This is a genomic window from Paraburkholderia sp. BL9I2N2 (genome assembly GCF_004339745.1).
Classification (GTDB): Bacteria; Pseudomonadota; Gammaproteobacteria; order Burkholderiales; family Burkholderiaceae; genus Paraburkholderia.
On sequence record NZ_SMGP01000006.1, the window covers coordinates 75,033 to 95,128 of the forward strand.

Consider the following 20,096-nt stretch of genomic DNA (forward strand, 5'->3'; position numbering starts at 1 on the left):
TTTTGCGTAGCTGTCGGAAATCATATCGTTTGATGAGACACGGGGTCAATCATATATTGGCCATACACCCCGACGGCTGGTGCACGTCTCAAACCACGATACACGGCGATTGAGCGCAGCATCAGCCCAGCCAGTACACCCAGACGACGAGTCACAAAATGGTCGAAACTTCTCACTCACGCGCAGAATTTACCGCACGCTACTTCGTTGAAAGCTCGGTCCCCATCGCGAAGGCGGCCGAGGTGATCGCAGGCGAACAGTCAAGTGGAACCTTTCTGGCACTGCCGGGAGAAACGGAAGCGCTGAAGGATCGTGCCCGTGCGCGGGTTACGAAGGTTAACTCGTTACCGCCCGTCTTTGAGCCGTCGCTTCACAGCGCATTTGCGCAGCGTAAAGGACCTGTGAGTCTGTACTACAGAGGTGAAATCGAAATCGCATTTCCTGTCGACAACATCGGCACGAATCTCCCGACCCTGCTGTCAACGATCGCCGGCAACCTCTTTGAACTCGGCGAGGTGACGGGACTTCGTCTGCTCGACATCGAATTTCCCGAGAACTATGCGCGCACTTTCCATGGTCCGCGCTTCGGTATCGAAGGCACGCGGCAACTGGCGAAGGTCCATGACCGCCCTCTCATCGGGACGATCATCAAACCAAGTATCGGACTGCTGCCCGATCAGACGGCCAAAATCGTCGACAGTCTCTGCTCCGCAGATATTGACTTCATCAAGGACGACGAGCTTCTCGTGGACCCTGCCTATGCGTCCTTCGATGACCGCCTTGCAGCAGTGATGCCCGTATTGCACCGGCACGCGGACCGCCTCGGAAGAATGCCGATGTACGCGATCAACATCTCCGGCACCATCGATGAAATGTTGCAACGCCACGACACCGTGCTCGAGGCAGGCGGCACCTGTGTCATGGTGTGCGTGAACTGGGTAGGCTTCGCGGGCGTTGAGCATCTCCGGAAGCATGCGCAACTGCCGATTCATGGCCACCGGAACGGTTGGGGTGCGCTCACCCGCTGTCCGCAGTTGGGCTTTTCGTTTACCGCGTATCAGAAGCTGTGGCGACTTGCAGGTATCGACCACCTTCATGTCAACGGTCTTCGCAGCAAGTTCTGGGAGCCCGATGAATCAGTGATTGAATCTGCGCGTTCTTGTCTCGCGCCGTTCGCAGGTGTGCAGTCCCTGATGCCCGTCTTCTCTTCGGGGCAATGGGCTTCGCAGGCGCCCGATCTTTTCACGCTATTACGCTCGGTCGATCTGATGCACCTTGCCGGTGGCGGCATCATTGGGCATCCGCAAGGCATCGCCGCGGGCGTTGCCAGCATGCGTGAAGCGTGGGAGGCGGCGGTTGAAGGTGTTGACCTGACAACCTATGCCCAGTCCCGCCCGGCCTTGCGCGCCGCGCTCTCGCACTTCCAGGCCGCTTGAATCCAGGTATGAGTAACAAGCAACCACTTCAACACATAAAGCTACGGCTCGCGTATTACGGCGACGACTTTACCGGCTCGACGGATGCCCTGGAAGTTCTGGCCTTCGCGGGGCTGCGATGCGCACTGTTTCTCAAGCCCCCAAGCAACGCGCAGCTCGCACAGCTCGGCGGCTTCGATGCGATTGGTGTAGCGGGCGACAGTCGCGGGATGAGCCCCGCGGAGATGGCCGAGTCACTGCCCCAAGTCTTCCGCGCGTTACGCGATCTTGATACGCCAATATTGCATTACAAGGTGTGTTCGACGTTCGACAGCGGCCCGACGATCGGAAGCATCGGAAAGGTCATGGAGATTGCCAGAGACAGCATCGCTTCCGGTCCCATTCCTATCATCGCTGGCACCCCTGCACTGAAACGATATTGCGCTTTCGGGAATCTCTTTGCGCGATCAGGCACGGATGGTCAGATCTATCGGATCGATCGACATCCGATCATGAGCGCCCACCCTGTCACTCCGATGAGCGAAGGAGACTTGGTACGCCATCTCGGAATGCAGACGACCCTGCCCCTTACGGGATTCTTTGTTCCGAACTTCGAACAGGACCGGCCCCAGCTCGATCTGGCGTGGAGCGAGTCTCTCGACAGCGGACACGCTGGAATCGTGCTGGATTCGTGTTCCGCCCATCATCTGACTGAAGTTGGCCGACTACTGGAGCGATACGCTGACTCCGCCGGTCGCGTCTTCAGTATCGGATCATCAGGCGTCGAATATGCCCTGACGCAATGGTGGCGCGAACTTGGGACGCTTCGGGAGGCCGTTAGATCATACGACCACATCGAGCCCGCGAAGCAGATCCTCGCGATGTCAGGCAGTGCGTCACCGCTTTCTGCAGCGCAAATTGACACGGCTATCGAGGCAGGTTTCGAAGGCATCGCGATCGACGCGAAGGCACTGGTCGCGGACGGGTGGAAGGACGCGGCCGATGAAATCGTCGACCGTACCGTCAACTATATTCGCGAAGGTCGAAGCGTTGTCATGCACACCGCGCGCGGACCGAAAGATCCACGCATTGCGAGCATGCTCGGTTCGTTCATCTCCCAAGGTGCGTCCCCTGATGACGCGCGGCACCTGGGTGGCCGTCTACTCGGCCAACGGTTGGGCGCGATCGCCCAGGCCGTGCTCGAAACCGCATGCCTCGGTCGGCTCGTACTGTCAGGTGGCGATACATCGAGCCAGGTGACACAGGTTCTCGGTCCGGATGCTCTCGAAATAGATGGTCGGCTCGCGCCTGGAGCACCGCTGTGTCGAGTGATCTCGGAGAAACCGCACCTCCGCAATCTACAGCTGGCGCTGAAGGGCGGCCAGATGGGCGACGAGAATTTCTTCGTCATCGCACGCGATGGCGTGTCCCGTAAAAGTCTGGCGTGACATGCGCGCCCCGACGCGGAACGGCAAAACGCGTATCAAGGGCCATGAGTGGGCAGCAAGCAGGAGGCATCTGGAACACCAATCCCGCTGCCGCGCTGCCAGTTCATGGCCACAACCTGTGTGTTGGAAAGGATGAAGTTCTCCCTCTCGGATCTGGCGGCCGTTGACTCCGCCATTGAGGCACTGCGCGCGGGTGCGCTTATCGCCTATCCCACGGAAGCTGTCTTCGGCCTCGGGTGCGATCCCTCAAACGACCAGGCAGTCAGCGCAGTGGTTCGTCTCAAGCGACGCGATTCTTCAAAGGGACTAATTGTTATCGGAGCGACGCTCGAGCACATCAAGCCTTACGTTGACTGGGACCGGCTCGACAGGGGGGCCCAGACAGCAATCCTCGCGAGTTGGCCAGGCGCCCAGACGTGGATATTGCCTCGCTCGCCGGGCGCAGGCGCTGTCTTAAGTGGAAGTCATCCAGGCATTGCCGTTCGGGTGACAGCGCATAAGCCCACTGCCGACTTATGTACCGTGTTCGGTGGCGCGCTTGTTTCAACCAGCGCAAACCCCAGTGGCGCGCCTCCGGCCCGAACGGCCGATGCCGTACAGCAGTATTTTGGCACTCGGGTAGATCTGCTTCTCGACGAGCCCGTTGGTTCCCGCACGCGACCGACACCCATTCGCGATGCATTGACTGGTCGCCTGCTCCGATCGTAGTCGATAAAGAGCAGATCGTCCTTGTAACCCGTTTCAGAGGCCCGACCGGGATCTGGCCTTATCTGAAGCTTAAGATAAGGCAGTGGATAAATGCTTATCCCGGTCAGGCGTCGTCACAGCGGCTAACAGGATCCCACGGTGATCTTGGTCGAGCGGAGCGGTATGTCTACCGAAACTATCGATTCACTACAGTCTTCTGGAGCTGCTGGAGTTGTTCCAGGGTCAGTCGCCAGCAATGTAACCGTCTCAGGTTCCTGTTCTCCAATATTCGACTCACCGGCCATACTGTCGTGCCGGAGGAACGCGACGCGATGGCGTCATCATGTACCAATAGTTGATGGCTGCCCCTTGTCACCGGCCCCGTAGTGCCAATTTTTGCACCCCAAAGCCAGCTCCTTCACCCTGCCGAACGTCAGGAATGGTAGGCAGATTCCCCGTGTGAACTGACGTCGAGTCCTTCCCGCTCACCCTCCTGTTCGATACGCAGACCGACCGTCATATCGACCAGCTTGAACGCGACGATCGATACCACCGCCGACCAGACCAGGGAGATACCCACGCCCCAACACTGCGCGATCAACTGGGCGAACATATCGTAGTCGGCGACCTTGTTAGCGACATAATCGTAGACACCGGTGCCACCGAGTCTCGGCGACGCAAACACGCTCGTCAGCAGTGCGCCAACAACTCCCCCGAGACAGTGCACACCAAACACGTCGAGCGAGTCGTCGACACCAAGCAGACGCTTCAGCCCGTTCACGCCCCAGTAGCAGACGCCCCCGGCGATCAGGCCCATCACGATCGCCCCCATGGGCCCGACGTAGCCGCATGCGGGCGTGATCACGACGAGTCCGGCAATCGCGCCGGACACCGCGCCGAGCATCGACGGCTTCTTCTTCAGCACCCATTCCACCAGCGTCCACGATACGGTGGCCGCGCATGTGGCGAGCAGGGTCGTGATGAACGCCAGCGTGGCCGCGCCACTGGCTTCGAGGTTCGAGCCGACGTTAAAACCGAACCAGCCGACCCACAGCAGCGATCCGCCCACCATTGTCATCGTGAGGTTATGCGGTGCCATCGTTTCGCGACCGAAGCCGGTACGCTTGCCGATCATGACCGCGCCGACCAGCGCCGCGATGCCAGCGTTAATGTGCACCACCGTGCCGCCCGCAAAATCGATCGCACCCTTCTGGAACAGGAAGCCCGCGGTCGCGGTCGCCTTCTCGCCCGCGGCACCGCTCGTGTAGGCATCCGGACCAGGCCAGTACCAGACCATATGTGCAATCGGAAGATATGAGAACGTGAACCATAGCACCATGAAAAGCAGCACCGCGGAGAATTTGGCGCGCTCAGCGATGCCGCCGATGATCAACGCCGGGGTAATCGCCGCGAACGTCAACTGGAATGACACATAGATGAATTCCGGAATCACGACACCCTTGCTGAACGTCGACGCCGTCGAGTCTGGCGTAATGCCGGCAAGAAACGCCTTGCTCAAACCGCCGAAGAAGGCATTGCCCTCGGTGAAGGCGATGCTGTAGCCATACACGGCCCACAATACGCCAAGCAGGCAGAACACCACGAGTGTCTGCATCAGCACGGACAACATGTTCTTGGCACGCACCATGCCGCCGTAAAACAGCCCGAGGCCCGGCGCGGCCATCATCACGACGAGCAGCGTGGCGACGATCATCCAGGCGGTATCGCCCTTGTTCGGTACTGGTGCGGCTGCGGCGTTCTGCGCGTACACCGGCACAGCGAACGCCAGCATCATGAGTAACGCAAAAACCCTGTTCAGTCTTTTCATTGCGCGATCCTGTAGAAAACGTCGAGGCGTGCTCGTGCGCAATGGACCATGCGCAAGCAGGCGGTGACCGTGATGAGTGTGGGGTAAAACAGAATCCAATGGCGACTGCTACGCTGGTCTAAACCAGCGGCGATACCCGACCGCCGCGGCGCGGTCCTCCGTTAGCGCCGCACACAATGCATCAACCTCCGCGACAGTCCCGACGCCCGGCGTTACTCGCATGGCGAGCCCGCACCGGGCGTCGAATCCCGCACCGATCAGTACGTCTGCCCCGGAATCCACGACGTACCGGCGAGCGGAATGCGCGCCATGGCAGCGGCTTCCACCGTCAGCGCGACGAGGTCCTCCGGTTCGAGGTGATGCACGTTCTGCTTGCCGCAGGCGCGCGCGATTGTCGTCAGTTCCATGTTCAGCGTTTTCAGGTAGTTGCGCACGCGGCGCGATCCTTCTTCCGGCTGCACACGCTGTTCGAGGACCGCGTCCTGGGTCGTCACGCCGACCGGGCATTTGCCGGTGTGGCAGTGATGACAGAACCCCGGCGAAGTGCCAAGCGCGGCATAATCCGCGATTGCCGGATGCAGCGCGCCGTTCTGGAAGTACGTATCGCTATTGCAGCCGAGCGCCATCAGCATGCCCTGCCCGATCGCGACCGCGTCGGCGCCCATCGCAAGCGCCTTGGCCACGTCCGCACCGGAGCGAATGCCGCCCGACACGATCAACTGCACCGTACCCTTCATGTTCAGATCTTCAAGTGCATCCACCGCCTGACGAACCGCCGCCAGGGTCGGAATACCCACGTTCTCGATGAAACAGGTCTGCGTGGCCGCCGTGCCGCCCTGCATACCGTCTATCACGACTACATCCGCGCCCGCATGCACAGCCAGCTTGACGTCATTGAACGTGCGTGTCGCACCGACCTTCACGTAGATCGGCGTTTTCCAATCGGTGAATTCGCGCAGTTCCTGAATCTTGATCGCCAGATCGTCGGGGCCGGTCCAGTCCGGATGGCGGCTTGCCGAGCGCTGATCGACACCGGCAGGCAGCGTGCGCATCGCCGCGACCCGCGGATTCACCTTCTGCCCGAGCAGCATGCCGCCGCCCCCCGGCTTCGCGCCCTGTCCGATCACGATTTCGATGGCGTCGGCACGGCGCACGTCGTCCGGATTCCAGCCGTAGCGCGACGGCAGGCACTGATACACCAGGGTCTTCGACGAGCGGCGCTCTTCCTGCGTCATACCACCGTCGCCCGTCGTGGTGGACGTGCCCATTGAGGTGGCCGCCTGGCCGAGTGCTTCCTTGACGTTCGCCGACAACGCGCCGAAGCTCATGCCCGCAATCGTGATCGGGATATCCAGCACGACCGGCCTGGTGGCGAAACGCGTGCCGAGCACGGTTTGCGTCGTACATTTCTCGCGATACCCTTCGAGCGGATAGCGCGACAGTGAAGCGCCGAGAAACAGCAGATCGTCGAAATGCGGCACGCGGCGCTTGGCGCCCAAACCACGAATTTCATAGAGACCACGTTGCGCGGCGGTGTGGATGTAGTCGATCGTCTTGCGGTCGTAGCCTTGCGACTCTTCCTGTTGCAAGCGGGCGAAATAGATGGGTTTGGCTTCCATGGGGGACCTTCTCGATAAACTGGGTGTTCGGTTACCGGTTCAACCGGTGCTCAATATTCCTGGTCCGCGTCGGCGTTCCAGTGGTAGAGCGTGCGGGCCGATGCAATGCGTTTGAACGAGCGCGGGTCGTGCGCGAGCCCCGCCGCGTCGAGCAGCGCGCCGACGGCCGTCACGTCCGCGTCGGTCATCGGCTCGAACCGCGCATCCGCACCGAGCGACTTCACCTCGCCGCGCACGTACAGCACGGCCTCATACAACGAGTCGCCCAGGGCGTCGCCCGCATCGCCGCAGATCACCATGCGACCGGCCTGTGCCATGAACGCCGAGAAGCTGCCCACCGATCCGCCGACCACGATGTCGCCACCCTTGAGCGAGATGCCGCAGCGCAAGCCCGCATCGCCGTCGATCACGAGCAGCCCGCCGTGGGCCGAGGCCCCCGCGCCGTTCGATGCAAAGCCCTTCACGTGCACCTTGCCGCTCATCATGTTTTCCGCGGCGCCGGTACCGGCACTGCCCTCCACGGTGATCGTCGCAAGCTGGTTCATGCCGCCCACGTAGTAACCGGCGTGTCCCTGCACCGTGATGGCGACGTGCGCGTTGACGCCCACCGCAATGTTGTGCGCGCCGTTGGGCGACGCGATGTCGACCGTCACACCTTCGAGCGCCTCTTTCGAACCATGCAGGTACTGGTTCAATTCGCGGACCGACGACCCCTCAAGGTCAAACTTCATGCTTTCCATACATACATCTCCTCGGGGGCGGGTTCGAATACCCTGGCGTTTTTGATGTCCGGCAGGTGCGCGAGTGAACGGAACTCGGAAGCGATCGCGACGTAGTCGTCGTTCTCAGCGACGACTGCCGGCTTGCAGGCGAACGGGTCGCGAATCAGCGCGAGCTCCGTCGAGGTGCCCATCAGGAACGTGTAGAAGCCGTCGAGTTCCTCGAAGCCCTTCTGCAACGCGACCGGCAGTTCATCGCCTTCACGCAGACGCCACTCGAGAAAGCGGCAGGCGGCCTCGGTATCGTTGTCCGTTTCGAAGCGGATGCCTTGCGGCTCCAGTTTGCGGCGCACGCCATGCGCATTCGACAGCGAGCCGTTGTGCACGAGGCAGAAGTCTTCACCCGCCGTGAACGGGTGGGCACGATCCGGCGTGACCGCGGATTCCGTCGCCATCCGTGTATGGCCGACGAGATGCGAGCCCGTCAGCTTCGAGAAGTCGTAACGTTGCGCGACCTCGGCGGGCGACCCGATGTCCTTGTACAGATCGATCGAGCGCCCGGTGGACAGCAGGAACAGCTTCGGAAAACGCTCGGTGAGCCACGCCTTCACGGTCTCGACGTTGCCGCTCACGGTCAGCACCGCATGATTGCCCTTCGCTTCGACGTGCGCGTTCACATTGAGCGCGCCATCGAGCGCGTCGAGCAATGCGTTCCAGTCGAAGTCGCTGCCAGCCTCCGTAAAACCCGCATAGAGGCTCAGCTTGCGCCGGCCTTCGGCGACCGCGCTGCCGAACACGGCGAGTCCGGCCGAGTCAGGGCCGCGTTCGGTCATGCCGATCAGCATCGGCACCATCAACTGACCGAGTTGCGCACGCAGTGCCGGTGTCTTGACCAGCAAGCCTACGATTCCACACATAGTCGTACCCCTTAAAAGAATTCCAGATAGCTTTTCATTTCCCAGTCCGAGACGTGACGCATGTACTCGAGCCATTCCATCCGTTTGAGCTTGATGAACTCGTCGGCAACCGGACCCAGCGCGTCGCAGATCAGCCGATCGCTTTCGAGCGCGTCGAGTGCCTGTTCCAGGTTCTGCGGCAGAATGCCGATCCGGTGCTCGCGCAATTTTTCGGGCGACCACTCGTAGAGATTTTCATTGGCCGGGGCACCCGGCGACAGTTCGCGCTCCACGCCGTCGAGACCCGCCGCGATCACTGCCGCCGTCGCGAGGTACGGATTGCACGCGCCATCCGGCAGACGCAATTCGATGCGCTCGCCCGGCACGCGCACCATGGTCGAGCGGTTGTTGTCGCCATAGCTGATGTAGGCGGGTGCCCAGGTCGCACCCGTCAGCGAGCGGCCCACGACGAGACGCTTATAGGAATTGACGGTCGGGTTGCACAGCGCGGCGAGTGCCGGCGCGTGCGCGAGTAGACCGGCAGTGAACTGGTAGGCCAGCGTGGACAAGCCCATGCCGAGTTGGTCGGTTTTGTCCGAAAACAGATTGCGTTCGCCATCGCCGATCGACATGTGCATGTGCATGCCGTTACCCGGACGGTTCGCGAACGGTTTCGGCATGAACGAGCAGATCATGCCGAGTTCGTTCGCGATCTCGGAGGCGGCCATCTTGAAGAACACGTAGTGATCGCACGAGGTCAGGCAATCGGTATACGTGTAGTTGATTTCGAACTGACCGTTCGCGTCTTCGTGATCGATCTGATAGACGTCGATGCCGACCGAGCGCATCGATTCGGTGAGCTTTTCCAGGAAGACGCGCGTGCGCGACAGCCCCTTGTAGTCGTAGCACGGCTTGGCGAGCGTATCACTCGGGTCGCACGGTTCGACCGCGCCCGTCATCGAGCGCTTGAGCAGCGAGAACTCCGGCTCCAGTCCGGTGAATAGCGTCCAGCCGCGTTGCGTCATCCGTGCGACCTGCTGCTTCAGTGTGACGCGTGAATCGAATGCCCACGGTTCTCCGTCGACGTGACCATCGCAAACGATTCGCGCGAGGCCGTCCTGCCACGGAACCGGTGTGAGCGTCGACAGATCGCCCACCGCCATGTAGTCGGGACCGTTCGGCTCGATACCCACGCCCCAGATCGCGAAGCCCGCAAAGCCGGCGCCGGCCTTCAGTACGCCCTTGAGATGCGCGACCGGGACCGACTTGGCCTTCGCGACCCCGTGAATATCCACGAATTGCGCCAACACGTATTTCACGCCGCGTTGCGTGAGGTAGTCCTGCGCCTCTTCAGCCGAGCCAAAGCGGGGCACGCTACCCAACTCGTTGACCGGCAGCTTGCTCGCATCGTTCAGGTTCATCGTCACTCCTTGCACCACCATCGCTGGCTGATTGGCGAGTCATGCCCCATTGCACGACCCCACTGCGAGCCTGTTCGCAGCGTCAATACAAATTTATTACTGTGTAACAATAGTTCCCAACAAGAAACATTCAGGGCGCAATGCGGCCTTTCTTATCTGCTACCCTCACGCCTTTCAACGAGGTTCAACCATGCAAAACGGCGAAGACAGCAAAAACTCGCTCGAACGCTATCTGGGTGCCACGATCCGCGAACTTCGCCAGCGCCACGGACTGACCATCGCCCAGGTGTCGGAGCAAGCCGGGATCAGCCGCGGCATGCTCTCGAAGATCGAGAACGCCCAGACTTCCACCGGGCTCGACGTGCTCAACCGGATCGCCAATGCGCTCGGTGTGTCGATGTCCACCCTGTTCCGCCGCTTCGACGTTCCCGAAGGCGGCGCCCAGCTCGTGAAGAAGGACGAAGGCATGGAGGTGGTCCGTAAAGGCACCAAACGAGGCCACACCTATCACCTGCTTGCCTACGACCAGGGCCCCAAAAAACTGTTCGAGCCGTTCCTGATCACGATGGACGACGAATCGGAAACCTTCCCCGTCTTCGAACACCAGGGCACCGAGTTCATCCACATGCTCAAGGGTGTCATCGAGTACCGGCACGGCCAGCAAACGTACATCCTGCATCCCGGCGACACCCTCACCTTCCAGGCCGACGTGCCCCACGGTCCCGAGCGGCTGATCAAAATGCCGATCCAGTTCCTGTCCATCTTCGTGTACGGCGAAGGTGACCGGGACTGATGCGTCTTCATTCGCCGCTACTTCTTACGCAACCTCCGTGCCATGATTACCAATGGGAACATAAGATTCATGATGGGAAACACTTTGGGCGAACCGACGGCATGAAACGGGTGACTTCCGCGGATCCTCACCGCATCAAAGCAGTGCGGTTTACTGACCTGCGCGGTGCCTCTCTGCACAGGAACGGTACCTCGGGTTCAGATACATCAACAGCATGACTTATACAAAGTGGTCACAGGTGCTCGAGCGCATTCAGCGCGCCGCCCACCATGCGTTGCAGCGTCGGCTGAAGCGCCGCGGCGCGTGCGTCGTGATAGGAGAACGGCGCGTCTTCATTCATGTAGATGCACTGACACATTTCAAGCTGAACCGCGTGGATACCGCGCCCGGGTTCGCCATAGTGACGCGTGATGTAACCACCCTTGAAGCGGCCGTTCGCGACCCACGTATAGGCGCTGCCCGCAGCGGCTCGTTCGGCGGCGCTTTGCACGAGTGCGTTTGCGGTGCGGCCGTCTTGCGTCCCGAGATTGAGATCCGGCAACTTCGCGTCGAAAAGGCGCGGCAGTACGCTCGCGATCGAATGTGCTTCCCATAACAGTACATTCGGATGCCGCTCGCGCAGCCTCGCCAACTCCGCTTGCAATGCCGTGTGGTATGGCTGCCAATAGGCAGCCACGCGGCGTTGCTTCTCCGCCTGATCGGGTTCCTGGCCGGGCCGGTAAACCGCTTCGCCCCGAAACGTCTCCGTCGGACAGAGGCCCGTCGTCGTTTGCCCGGGGTACAGACTCTCGTCGTTCGGCGGCCGGTTCAGGTCGATCACATAGCGCGAGAGTCGCGCACCCAGCAAGGTCGCGCCCAGCGCTTTCGCAAAGTCGTAGAGACGGTCGAGATACCAGTCGGTGTCCGTCACACTCAGTGCCACCTCCGAATACCCATGCTTCAACGACGACGGAATCTCCATGCCGAGATGCGGGATCGAAATCAGCAATGGCGCATCGCCACGATGCAGGTTGTAAAGCTCAGTCATCGTTCACTCCTCTAAATGCAGGCTCAGCGCAGCGCGTCGTCGGGCAGATGCGGCAATACGCGGGTCAGCGCCGGCCGGATGCTGTGATCGAGCACGCCACGCGTGAGCGTGACGATCTCCGACGCGAAGTCGTCCCATTCGCCCTGACGATGCAGCAGAAAAAAGTCACGACGGCCGAGACGGCTATCGGGCAGCGGCAGCACGGCGATATCGTCGAGATAATGACGCGCCTGCCACAAACACAGCGGCGTCGAAATGGCGAATCCGAGCCGCGCGGCCACGAGGCTCAGCAGCGGATCGGTTGCGTCGAATTCATAGCGTCGCGCGCTCTCTATGCCGAGGTGCCGCGCAAACCGCTCGACCTGCTGCCCGATCACGGATCGCGCCGTATAGCGGATCAGCGGCAACTCGAGCGCAAGTGTGCGCCAGTCCACGTTTTTTCGCTGCGCGAGATGAGACCGCGCCACGACGGCCACGAATGCTTCCGAGAATAACGGCACTTCGACGATCCGCGGGTCGTTCAAAGGCGTCTGCGTGCAGATCGCGATGTCGAGTTCTCGGTCGTGCAACTGTTTGCTGAGACCCGGCGTCAAGCCGGACCAGAGCGAAATCTGCCGCGCCGAGCCGGACACCGCGCGGATCAGTTCGGGCCCGACTGTGGCCGCGAACGAATCCACACAGCCGAGCCGCACCGGCAGCTTGCCTGCATGCGAGGCGTCGCCGACGCGCGAGCTGACCATCTGCGCATGCTCGATTAATGGACCGGCCAGTTCGAGCAGCGCGCGGCCGGCAGTATTCGGCCGCGGCGGCCGGCTTTCGCGGTCGAACAGATCGACGCCCTGATCGCGCTCCAGCGCACCAATGGCCTGGCTGATCGCGCTCTGGCTCACGCCCAGTTGCTTCGCCGCGCCCGTCATGGACCCGGCCTCGCAGACGGCGACAAAAGCCTGCAGCGCGCGCAGGTCGATGGGAGGTTGAGTTCGTCGCATGAAAACTCCGCTGGTTATCGCCTCTGGAACTTTTCGCCTTCTTGCCCTCTTGTGCTCGTGCCACGGAAGAGTCCGCATGATGTATTTTTTCTTCCGGCATTCGCCGACCATGAGCAATCCACGGTTCGCATCATAAGTTTGCCTAATACAAAAGTTCTGCGGGGTTTCGGCTGCCTAAAATCGGCTCCATCTTCAACGCAGAGGTTCACATGAGCCATTACGATTTTGTTGTGATCGGAGCCGGTGTAATCGGAGCCTCGGTAGCCCATCATCTGGCCGCGCTCGGCGCGAAAAGCGTCCTGGTACTCGAGCGCAGCACCATTGGCGCGGGCACGACGTCGCAGTCGTCCGGTCTGTTGCGCACCCATTATTCGGTGAAGCAGAACGTCGAACTGGCCCGCTCGTCGTGGTGGGCGTTCAACAATTTCGCCGAATATGTCGGCGACGACGAAGCGTCGTGCGGTCTCGTCAAATGCGGCTACTTGATCTGCGCACCGGACGGCGACAAGATCGAGCCATTGCGGGCGTCGTTGAGCGCACAACAGGACATGGGCATCGAGGTCCAACTGCTCGACAGGGCCGAGGCGCGCGAACGCCTGCCGATCGCACAATTCGACGACGCCGCATTGATCGGCTACGAGCCGGAAGCGGGTTTCGCGGACGCGTATCTGGTTGCAACCGGCTTCGCACGCGCGGCGCGCCGGCAAGGCGTCAGGATCATCGAGGGCGTGAGCGTCACCGGCGTTTTGCGCGAGGGACGCAAGGTAGTCGGCGTGGAGACGACGGCGGGCTCGTTCAGTTGCGGCACGCTGATCAGCACGCAGAACATCTGGACACCGGAGATCGCCGGCTGGCTGGACGTGGATTTGCCTGTGAAGCCTGAACGTCATACCGTGCTCGCGCTGGAATGCGACGCAGCCGCATATTCGTTCAGGATGCCCGCGTTCAAGGATCTCGGCTCGGCCGGCATGCTGTATTACCGCAGCTATGGCGGCAGTCAGATGCTCGTGTCCGAAGGCGTGGTCGGCGAGACGTTGAATGCTCCGGAGACCGAGCAAGGCGACATCTCGCTCGATTACGTCGGCGAAGTCGGCGCGCAGGTTGCCGAACGCTTTCCCGCATATGAGACCGCCGGATTGGCGTCGTCGTGGACCGGCGTGTACGACGTCACACCGGACTGGAATCCGGTGCTCGGCTCCGTTGGCGATATCGAAGGACTGGTTGTGGGATTCGGCTTTTCGGGCCACGGTTTCAAGCTGTCGCCGGGCGTCGGCAAAATTCTCGCGCAGCATGCGCTCGGCCTGAAAACCGATGTGTCGCTCGCCCCCTACGCATTGGGCCGTTTCGCGAGCGGCGCGCTGCTCGTCGGCAGATACGGCGCCGGCGCTGTGTCCTGATCTGGAGCCTATCCTCATGACCATTCGAATTCTCGTTCCCGTCAAACGTGTCGTCGATGCGAACGTGCGTGTGCGGGTCAGCGCAAGCGGCGCGATCGACGCGACCGGTTTGAAGATGTCGCTCAATCCCTTCGACGAATGCGCCGTCGAAAAAGCACTGCAACTCAGGGAAGCAGGCGTAGCCGCGCAGGTGACAGTCGTGACATGCGGCCAGTCCACGAGTCAGGACGTGTTGCGCACCGCCCTCGCCATGGGTGCCGACGACGCCGTGCTGATCGATACCGGCGCCGCAAGTGCCACGCTAGACTCGCTGGCGGTCGCCCGCCTGCTGAATGCATACATGGCGACGGGCGGCTTCGGCCTCGTGCTGTGCGGCAAACAGGCGATCGACAACGACATCGGCGGCGTTGCCGCCATGCTGGCAGCATTACGTGGCTGGCCGCAGGCGCTGAACGCAAGCGCATTGTCCGTGCATGACGCTCGCTGGCATGTGACGTGCGGCGACGACGGCGGCACGTCGACCTGGCAACTGGACGGCCCGAGCGTCGTCAGTGCGGATTTGCGCCTCGCCGAACCGCGCCGCGTCACGCTGCCGAGCATCGTCAAGGCCAAACAGAAGCCGCTTGTCACGATCGACGGCGCGTCTCTTGGCGTCGACCTGACGCCGCGCACGGCGATCGTCGAACTGCGCGACCCGCCAGTGCGCGAAGCCGGCATCAAGGTCGCGAATACCGCCGCGCTACTGGATGCGCTCGCGGCGAATCATCCATTCGACAATCTGGGAGCGCCCGCATGAGAAGTCTTGTGGTAGGGGAATCGGAACACGACGCGCTCGCGGAATCGACGCGGCGCGCCGTCACAGCGGCCTTGCAACGTGGTTTGCCGGTCGACGTCCTGGTACCGGCAGCAGGCGCCGACGCTGCGGCCAGCATCACCGGCGTGGAACGCGTGCTCGCCATCACGGGCGATGCGGCAGACCCCCAGTTGCCCGAAACGCTCGGTGGGCAGCTTCAGACCATCTCCGACGACTACACGCTGATCGTGGCGAGTCACCGCAATCTGGGCCGCAGTGCGTTGCCACGCGCCGCCGCGCTGACCGGCGGCGCGTTTCTCGCGGACGTGACCGATATCGACGCTCAAGGCCGCTTCACGCGTGTGCTGTATGCGGGCAGCGTCATCGCGAAGGTGTCGGTAACGGCGCGCACGACGTTTGCGACGATACGTGCGTCGTCTTTCGTTGCGGCAGAGGCATCGGGCGGCGCGGCAACGATCGTCGAGATCGAGCCCGCCACGGCGTTTGAAAAAACGAAACTGCTGGAGCGCCAGGCATCCGGGCAATCGGGACGCGATCTGAGCACGGCACGCGTCGTAGTCTCCGGCGGCCGCGGACTGGCGTCGAAAGACAACATGGTCCGTCTCGGCGAGTTCGCCGATTGCATAGGTGCCGCACTCGGCGCATCGCGAGCCGCCGTGGATGCGGGTTATGCGCCGAACGCCACGCAAGTGGGACAGACCGGCAAAACCGTCGCACCCGATGTGTACTTCGCATTCGGCATTTCCGGCGCGATCCAGCATCTGGCCGGCATGAAGGACTCGAAGGTGATCGTCGCCGTGAACAAGGATCCTGATGCGCCGATTTTTTCGGTGGCGGATTACGGCATCGTCGGCGATCTGTTCGATGTATTAAGTGAACTCGAAGCCCACGCCGGCGCAAGGGCAGCGTGATGGAACTCGACCTTCCGAACCCCATCTCGCGCGATAGCGGCGAAGCGCTGGGCCATCTGAAAACGCATCGTGCCGACGAGAATCTGCCGTCGGTCCGCTTTCTCGACTGCACGTCGGTCTCGCCCGAACCATGGGTCAACGGCGGCGGTACGACCCGCACCCTCGCTGGTGGTGCGAATCCGGCGGGCGTAGCCGACTGGCGCGTGAGTCTCGCGGACCTCGCGGGCGCCGCGCGGTTTTCGCAATTCCCTGGCTTCGAACGCACGCTGCTGCTGATCGACGACGGCACAGTCGATCTGCATTCTCGGGATGGCCAACTGCTCGCGCGAACCGGTCAGCCCGTGCAGTTCTCCGGCGACCTGCACGTGTGGGTCAGCTTGCCGACGAAGCCCGTTCAGGTACTCAATGTGATCGCTCGGCGCGAAGCCTGCCGCGCGAAAGTCAGCGTCGCCACGAACGCGCTGCGGATCACGCCAGCACGCGTGCAGCTGTTGATCTGCCTCCGCGGACAGTGGAGTCTGTCGAGTACGTTGCTGAAGAATGTCACGCTCTCGCCGATGCGCGGCATCTGGATAGAAGGCCGCGACGAGGAGCTGGATCTGCATCATGTCGGCCCCGGCGCGAAGCTGGTGTCGATTGCGATCGAACCGGCCGCCCGGACGCCCGCGCAATAAGGCATTCGACCATGCACAACCTCATTGAGCAGTACGGTCCACGCGAGTCGATGGAATACGACGTCGTGATCGTCGGCGGCGGCCCGGCTGGACTATCCGCGGCGATCCGCCTGAAGCAGTTGGCGGCGGAGAAAGGCGTCGAGCTTGGCGTGTGCGTACTGGAAAAAGGCTCGGAGATCGGGGCGCATATCCTGTCGGGCGCGGTGATGGACCCGTGCGCGATCAACGAACTGATCCCCGACTGGAAGGAAAAAGGCGCGCCGCTGACAGTGGACGTGACCGAAGACAGATTCCTGTTCCTGACCGAAACCGATTCGAAAAGCGTGCCGACCTGGGCGCTGCCGGACAACTTCAAGAACCACGGCAATTACGTGATCAGCCTCGCGAACGTCACGCGCTGGCTGGGTCAGCAGGCCGAGGCGCTGGGCGTCGAGATTTTCCCGGGCTTTCCGGCTGCGGAAATCCTCTATAACGACGACGGCTCGGTTAAAGGCGTCGCCACCGGCAATCTCGGCATCGGCAAGGACGGCGAGCCCACCGAAAATTTCCAGCTCGGCATGGAGCTGCACGCGAAGTACACGCTCTTCTGCGAAGGTGCACGCGGGCATCTGGGTCGCCAGCTGAACGACAAGTTCAAGCTGCGCGAAGGCGTCGATCCGCAGGTCTACGGTATCGGCATCAAGGAACTGTGGGAAATCGATCCCGGCAAGCACAAGCCGGGTCTGGTGATGCACACGGCTGGCTGGCCGCTTGAGAACGACACGTACGGCGGCTCGTTCCTCTATCACATGGACAACAACCAGGTGGTGGTGGGTTTCGTGGTGGGCCTCGGCTACACGAATCCGTACCTGTCGCCGTTCGAGGAATTCCAGCGCTACAAGACGCATCCGGCGATCCGCGCTGTGCTGGAAGGCGGCAAGCGGGTGTCGTATGGCGCACGGGCGATCACCGCGGGCGGCCTGCTCTCGTTGCCGAAGCTGGTGTTCCCGGGCGGCGCGCTGGTGGGTGACGATGCGGGCTTCCTGAACGCCTCGCGGATCAAAGGCTCGCATGCGGCGATCAAGACCGGCATGCTGGCGGCCGATGCTGCGTTTGAAGCCGTGCAGGCCGGACGCACCAGCGATGAACTCACCGCCTATCCGGAGAGCTTCAAGACGTCGTGGCTGTACACCGAACTGCATCGCGCGCGCAACTTCAAGCAGTGGATGAGCAAGGGCCTGGTCCTTGGCACGCTGATGGTCGGCATCGAGCAGAAGCTGCTGGGCGGCAACGTGCCGTGGACGCTGCATCACCAGCATTCGGATCACGAAATGCTCAGGCCGGCGTCGCAGTGCAAGCCGATCACGTATCCGAAACCGGATGGCAAGCTCACGTTCGACCGGTTGTCCTCGGTGTTCATCTCGAACACAAACCACGAAGAAAACCAGCCGGTGCACCTGACGCTGAAAGATCCGTCGGTGCCGGTGAACGTGAACTGGCAGACCTACGCGGGGCCGGAGTCACGCTTCTGCCCCGCGGGTGTCTACGAGTTCGTGACGGACGAGCAAAACGAAGACCGCTTGCAGATCAACGCGCAGAACTGTGTGCATTGCAAAACCTGCGACATCAAGGACCCGACACAGAACATCGTGTGGGTCGTACCGGAAGGTGGCGGCGGCCCTAATTATTCGAACATGTGACCATGTCAAATTAGAAAGCGGCTTCAACTTTGAAGCCGCTTTCTCGCAAATACTGACGATCAACAAGCATTTGCCACCAATCATGGCACCGGGCCCTTTCCAATGTCATTGGAGAGAAATCAGAGTAAGCGGCTATCTTTATTGCTGTCGTCTTGCGTTTTTGCAAGCTCATATTGCGTCGCAACTTTGCTCGCCCCTCTTAACGGAAGAGGATCTTCGCATGCCGGCCCTTACTTCGTCCCAGTGCGGGCCTGTTGCGCCGTCTGCACTTCGCCGAAAAACTTCTACCTTAGCGCCATTGAATTGTCCGGCATGGCGCGCGCGTGCATTCCGCTGCCTGCACGGCGACAATTGTTGTGTCTGGCGGACACGCCGACCGACTGATCCTTTGGGCGATCGTAGAGCGTGAGCGCACGCTCCTTGCTGACGACCACGACGCCATCGCCTCGCGCGCGTTCCTGCGCTCTCCCTCGCCGCGCGGACGATGGGTGGGTCCCTTGCGTGCGTACGCGCACGTCACCTGACTGGCAGCCGTTCAACGGCAGTCAGTCCGCAGGGGCGGTCGCGCACGCGCTATCGATTCTCGGCGCGCTGTTGCGCTGGGTGACCGAGTTGCACTATGTGGTCGCCAACCCGTTTGCGGGCGTGAAGGTGCGGGAGCTCATCCGACACCCAGGCCCGCAAGGCGACCGCCTCTCACTGCGACGCCACCCCGGTCAACACTACGAGCGAGTTAGCGTCCTGCGCAAGCACGCTCATGCTGGTTTGTTGCGGCTATCGATGCTTACTTGAGCGCCCCTTCAGCCACCAGCACTTCGTGCGCCGCCTTGAACGCGCTGAGGCCGTTCGGGATACCAGAATAAGCCGTCGCGTGCAGGAGCGCCGCTTTGATTTCGTCAACGCTCACGCCGTTGTTCAGTGCGCCTTTAATGTGCAGCTTGAGTTCGTTGGTGTGACCCGTCGCAGTAAGCATCGCGAGGTTAAGAAGGCTGCGCGTCCTGCGGTCGAGTGTGTCATCACCCCATGCCCACCCCCAGGCCCACGCCGTGGTTGCCCGCTGGAATGACATCATGAACGCGTCAGCCTTTTCCATCGCGGCATCGACATATTCCGCGCCGAGCACTTCGCGGCGAATCGGCAGTCCCTTCTCGAACAACGCGTCGTCATCTTTCATGATTGAACTCCTCTGTGTACGCACAGGCGTATTTGATTTTCCATCGTCCAACAACACATCGATTGCCTTATCGGCTTCCTGATGAACCGCCTGCCAGGAGATCGGCCCGAACCTTTACGGTCAACGAACAGCCGTCTCTGATCCGATCGTTAAACACAGGGCCGCACTTGACTCCCCGGATCGTGACAGGAGCCGCAGGACCATCACGCTTCCAATCCTTCGACAATCGACACCTGCGCGGTGCAATGTCCGTCGCGTTTGAGCTTCGCCGACTGGTACTCGGATGAGTTGTAGCAATCCAGCGCCGTTTGCATGTCGCTGAACTGGATAACCACATGACGCTCGAAGGACTCCCCTTCGAGCACTTTTGACGCGCCGCCACGCGCCAGAAAAACCGCCCCGAATTTCCTGAATGCCAACGGCGCAATGTCGGTGTAATCCTTGTATTTCACCGGGTCGAGCACGGTGACATGAGCGATCCAATAAGCAGTCATCTTTCCTCCTCCAGCTTCAAAAAATTTGATTGGCCAATAACCGCCGATATGTCCACCTTTTCCATCCTACGGCAACCCTTTAACACGCTGCTCGGCGACCTTACGCGGTTC

At 61.5% G+C, this 20,096-nt stretch carries 17 protein-coding genes and 1 pseudogene; 9 read left to right on the forward strand and 9 right to left on the reverse strand.

The window, feature by feature from the left end; genetic code table 11:
* The first annotated feature begins 158 nt into the window (after window positions 1–158).
* Together B0G74_RS43970 and B0G74_RS43975 are read left to right on the forward strand one after the other, a co-directional pair.
* Window positions 159–1,436 (forward strand): ribulose-bisphosphate carboxylase large subunit family protein, encoded by a 1,278-nt coding sequence (locus B0G74_RS43970; protein WP_132384107.1) that lies wholly within the window; start codon window positions 159–161, stop codon window positions 1,434–1,436.
* 8 nt (window positions 1,437–1,444) lie between these two features.
* A complete protein-coding gene (locus tag B0G74_RS43975) occupies window positions 1,445–2,863 on the forward strand; it encodes a four-carbon acid sugar kinase family protein (protein WP_132384109.1) in 1,419 nt (472 codons plus the stop codon).
* Between the two features lie 1,120 nt (window positions 2,864–3,983).
* Here B0G74_RS43975 and B0G74_RS43985 read toward each other — a convergent pair.
* From B0G74_RS43985 to glnT, 5 genes are all read right to left on the reverse strand, one after another.
* The gene (locus B0G74_RS43985; protein ID WP_207915841.1) at window positions 3,984–5,345 is read right to left on the reverse strand and encodes an ammonium transporter; all 1,362 of its coding nucleotides are present in this window, start codon (window positions 5,343–5,345) and stop codon (window positions 3,984–3,986) included.
* 290 nt (window positions 5,346–5,635) lie between these two features.
* On the reverse strand, window positions 5,636–6,997 hold the full coding sequence (locus B0G74_RS43990; protein WP_132384115.1) for an FMN-binding glutamate synthase family protein: 1,362 nt from the start codon (window positions 6,995–6,997) through the stop codon (window positions 5,636–5,638).
* Between the two features lie 50 nt (window positions 6,998–7,047).
* Complete coding sequence (locus tag B0G74_RS43995; RefSeq protein WP_132384117.1) at window positions 7,048–7,737, reverse strand: protein glxC; 690 nt, start codon at window positions 7,735–7,737, stop codon at window positions 7,048–7,050.
* Window positions 7,725–8,633: a glutamine amidotransferase family protein gene (locus tag B0G74_RS44000; RefSeq protein ID WP_132384119.1), complete on the reverse strand. Its 909-nt coding sequence runs from the start codon at window positions 8,631–8,633 to the stop codon at window positions 7,725–7,727. Before B0G74_RS44000 ends, B0G74_RS43995 begins: the two co-directional genes overlap by 13 nt.
* An 11-nt stretch (window positions 8,634–8,644) precedes the next feature.
* Window positions 8,645–10,033, reverse strand: a complete 1,389-nt coding sequence (gene glnT / locus B0G74_RS44005; protein WP_243658601.1) for a type III glutamate--ammonia ligase — start codon at window positions 10,031–10,033, stop codon at window positions 8,645–8,647.
* A gap of 190 nt (window positions 10,034–10,223) precedes the next feature.
* Here glnT and B0G74_RS44010 point away from each other — a divergent pair, with 190 nt between their 5' ends.
* The gene (locus B0G74_RS44010; protein WP_132384121.1) at window positions 10,224–10,826 is read left to right on the forward strand and encodes an XRE family transcriptional regulator; all 603 of its coding nucleotides are present in this window, start codon (window positions 10,224–10,226) and stop codon (window positions 10,824–10,826) included.
* 232 nt (window positions 10,827–11,058) lie between these two features.
* Here the strand turns inward: B0G74_RS44010 and hutG are convergent, their stop codons facing one another.
* Both hutG and B0G74_RS44020 read right to left on the reverse strand, forming a co-directional pair.
* Complete coding sequence (gene hutG / locus B0G74_RS44015; RefSeq protein ID WP_132384123.1) at window positions 11,059–11,853, reverse strand: N-formylglutamate deformylase; 795 nt, start codon at window positions 11,851–11,853, stop codon at window positions 11,059–11,061.
* A 23-nt stretch (window positions 11,854–11,876) separates the two neighbouring features.
* A complete protein-coding gene (locus B0G74_RS44020; protein ID WP_132384125.1) occupies window positions 11,877–12,842 on the reverse strand; it encodes a LysR family transcriptional regulator in 966 nt (321 codons plus the stop codon).
* Between the two features lie 209 nt (window positions 12,843–13,051).
* Between B0G74_RS44020 and B0G74_RS44025 the strand changes: the two genes are divergently transcribed.
* The 6 genes and pseudogenes from B0G74_RS44025 to B0G74_RS47290 all read left to right on the forward strand — a co-directional run.
* The gene (locus tag B0G74_RS44025) at window positions 13,052–14,239 is read left to right on the forward strand and encodes an FAD-binding oxidoreductase (RefSeq protein ID WP_132384127.1); all 1,188 of its coding nucleotides are present in this window, start codon (window positions 13,052–13,054) and stop codon (window positions 14,237–14,239) included.
* A 22-nt stretch (window positions 14,240–14,261) separates the two neighbouring features.
* Window positions 14,262–15,035 carry an electron transfer flavoprotein subunit beta/FixA family protein gene (locus tag B0G74_RS44030; protein ID WP_132384428.1) on the forward strand — a complete coding sequence of 258 codons (774 nt, stop codon included), beginning with the start codon at window positions 14,262–14,264 and terminating at the stop codon, window positions 15,033–15,035.
* Window positions 15,032–15,964, forward strand: coding sequence for an electron transfer flavoprotein subunit alpha/FixB family protein (locus B0G74_RS47610; RefSeq protein WP_132384129.1), 933 nt, complete (start codon window positions 15,032–15,034; stop codon window positions 15,962–15,964). The genes B0G74_RS44030 and B0G74_RS47610 overlap by 4 nt, the downstream gene beginning before the upstream one ends.
* A complete protein-coding gene (locus tag B0G74_RS44040; RefSeq protein ID WP_132384131.1) occupies window positions 15,964–16,638 on the forward strand; it encodes a HutD family protein in 675 nt (224 codons plus the stop codon). Before B0G74_RS47610 ends, B0G74_RS44040 begins: the two co-directional genes overlap by 1 nt.
* An 11-nt stretch (window positions 16,639–16,649) precedes the next feature.
* Window positions 16,650–18,317 (forward strand): electron transfer flavoprotein-ubiquinone oxidoreductase, encoded by a 1,668-nt coding sequence (locus B0G74_RS44045; RefSeq protein ID WP_132384133.1) that lies wholly within the window; start codon window positions 16,650–16,652, stop codon window positions 18,315–18,317.
* A gap of 371 nt (window positions 18,318–18,688) precedes the next feature.
* Window positions 18,689–18,974, forward strand: a pseudogene (locus tag B0G74_RS47290) (integrase); the annotation flags it as partial.
* 127 nt (window positions 18,975–19,101) lie between these two features.
* On the opposite strand, the gene B0G74_RS44055 reads toward B0G74_RS47290, so the two are convergent.
* Together B0G74_RS44055 and B0G74_RS44060 are read right to left on the reverse strand one after the other, a co-directional pair.
* Window positions 19,102–19,491, reverse strand: a complete 390-nt coding sequence (locus B0G74_RS44055; RefSeq protein ID WP_027194714.1) for a carboxymuconolactone decarboxylase family protein — start codon at window positions 19,489–19,491, stop codon at window positions 19,102–19,104.
* Between the two features lie 203 nt (window positions 19,492–19,694).
* Window positions 19,695–19,985 carry a DUF1330 domain-containing protein gene (locus B0G74_RS44060; protein ID WP_132384135.1) on the reverse strand — a complete coding sequence of 97 codons (291 nt, stop codon included), beginning with the start codon at window positions 19,983–19,985 and terminating at the stop codon, window positions 19,695–19,697.
* Window positions 19,986–20,096: the final 111 nt, after the last annotated feature.

Coding starts and splice junctions, on each gene's coding strand:
- B0G74_RS44040 (WP_132384131.1), top strand. CDS start 15,964: ATGGAACTCGACCTTCCGAACCCCATCTCGCGCGATAGCGGCGAAGCG.
- B0G74_RS43995 (WP_132384117.1), bottom strand. CDS start 7,737: ATGGAAAGCATGAAGTTTGACCTTGAGGGGTCGTCGGTCCGCGAATTG.
- B0G74_RS44055 (WP_027194714.1), bottom strand. CDS start 19,491: ATGAAAGATGACGACGCGTTGTTCGAGAAGGGACTGCCGATTCGCCGC.
- B0G74_RS43970 (WP_132384107.1), top strand. CDS start 159: ATGGTCGAAACTTCTCACTCACGCGCAGAATTTACCGCACGCTACTTC.
- B0G74_RS43985 (WP_207915841.1), bottom strand. CDS start 5,345: ATGATGCTGGCGTTCGCTGTGCCGGTGTACGCGCAGAACGCCGCAGCC.
- glnT (WP_243658601.1), bottom strand. CDS start 10,033: ATGAACCTGAACGATGCGAGCAAGCTGCCGGTCAACGAGTTGGGTAGC.
- B0G74_RS43990 (WP_132384115.1), bottom strand. CDS start 6,997: ATGGAAGCCAAACCCATCTATTTCGCCCGCTTGCAACAGGAAGAGTCG.
- B0G74_RS47610 (WP_132384129.1), top strand. CDS start 15,032: ATGAGAAGTCTTGTGGTAGGGGAATCGGAACACGACGCGCTCGCGGAA.
- hutG (WP_132384123.1), bottom strand. CDS start 11,853: ATGACTGAGCTTTACAACCTGCATCGTGGCGATGCGCCATTGCTGATT.
- B0G74_RS44000 (WP_132384119.1), bottom strand. CDS start 8,633: ATGTGTGGAATCGTAGGCTTGCTGGTCAAGACACCGGCACTGCGTGCG.
- B0G74_RS44020 (WP_132384125.1), bottom strand. CDS start 12,842: ATGCGACGAACTCAACCTCCCATCGACCTGCGCGCGCTGCAGGCTTTT.
- B0G74_RS44025 (WP_132384127.1), top strand. CDS start 13,052: ATGAGCCATTACGATTTTGTTGTGATCGGAGCCGGTGTAATCGGAGCC.
- B0G74_RS44060 (WP_132384135.1), bottom strand. CDS start 19,985: ATGACTGCTTATTGGATCGCTCATGTCACCGTGCTCGACCCGGTGAAA.
- B0G74_RS44010 (WP_132384121.1), top strand. CDS start 10,224: ATGCAAAACGGCGAAGACAGCAAAAACTCGCTCGAACGCTATCTGGGT.
- B0G74_RS43975 (WP_132384109.1), top strand. CDS start 1,445: ATGAGTAACAAGCAACCACTTCAACACATAAAGCTACGGCTCGCGTAT.
- B0G74_RS44045 (WP_132384133.1), top strand. CDS start 16,650: ATGCACAACCTCATTGAGCAGTACGGTCCACGCGAGTCGATGGAATAC.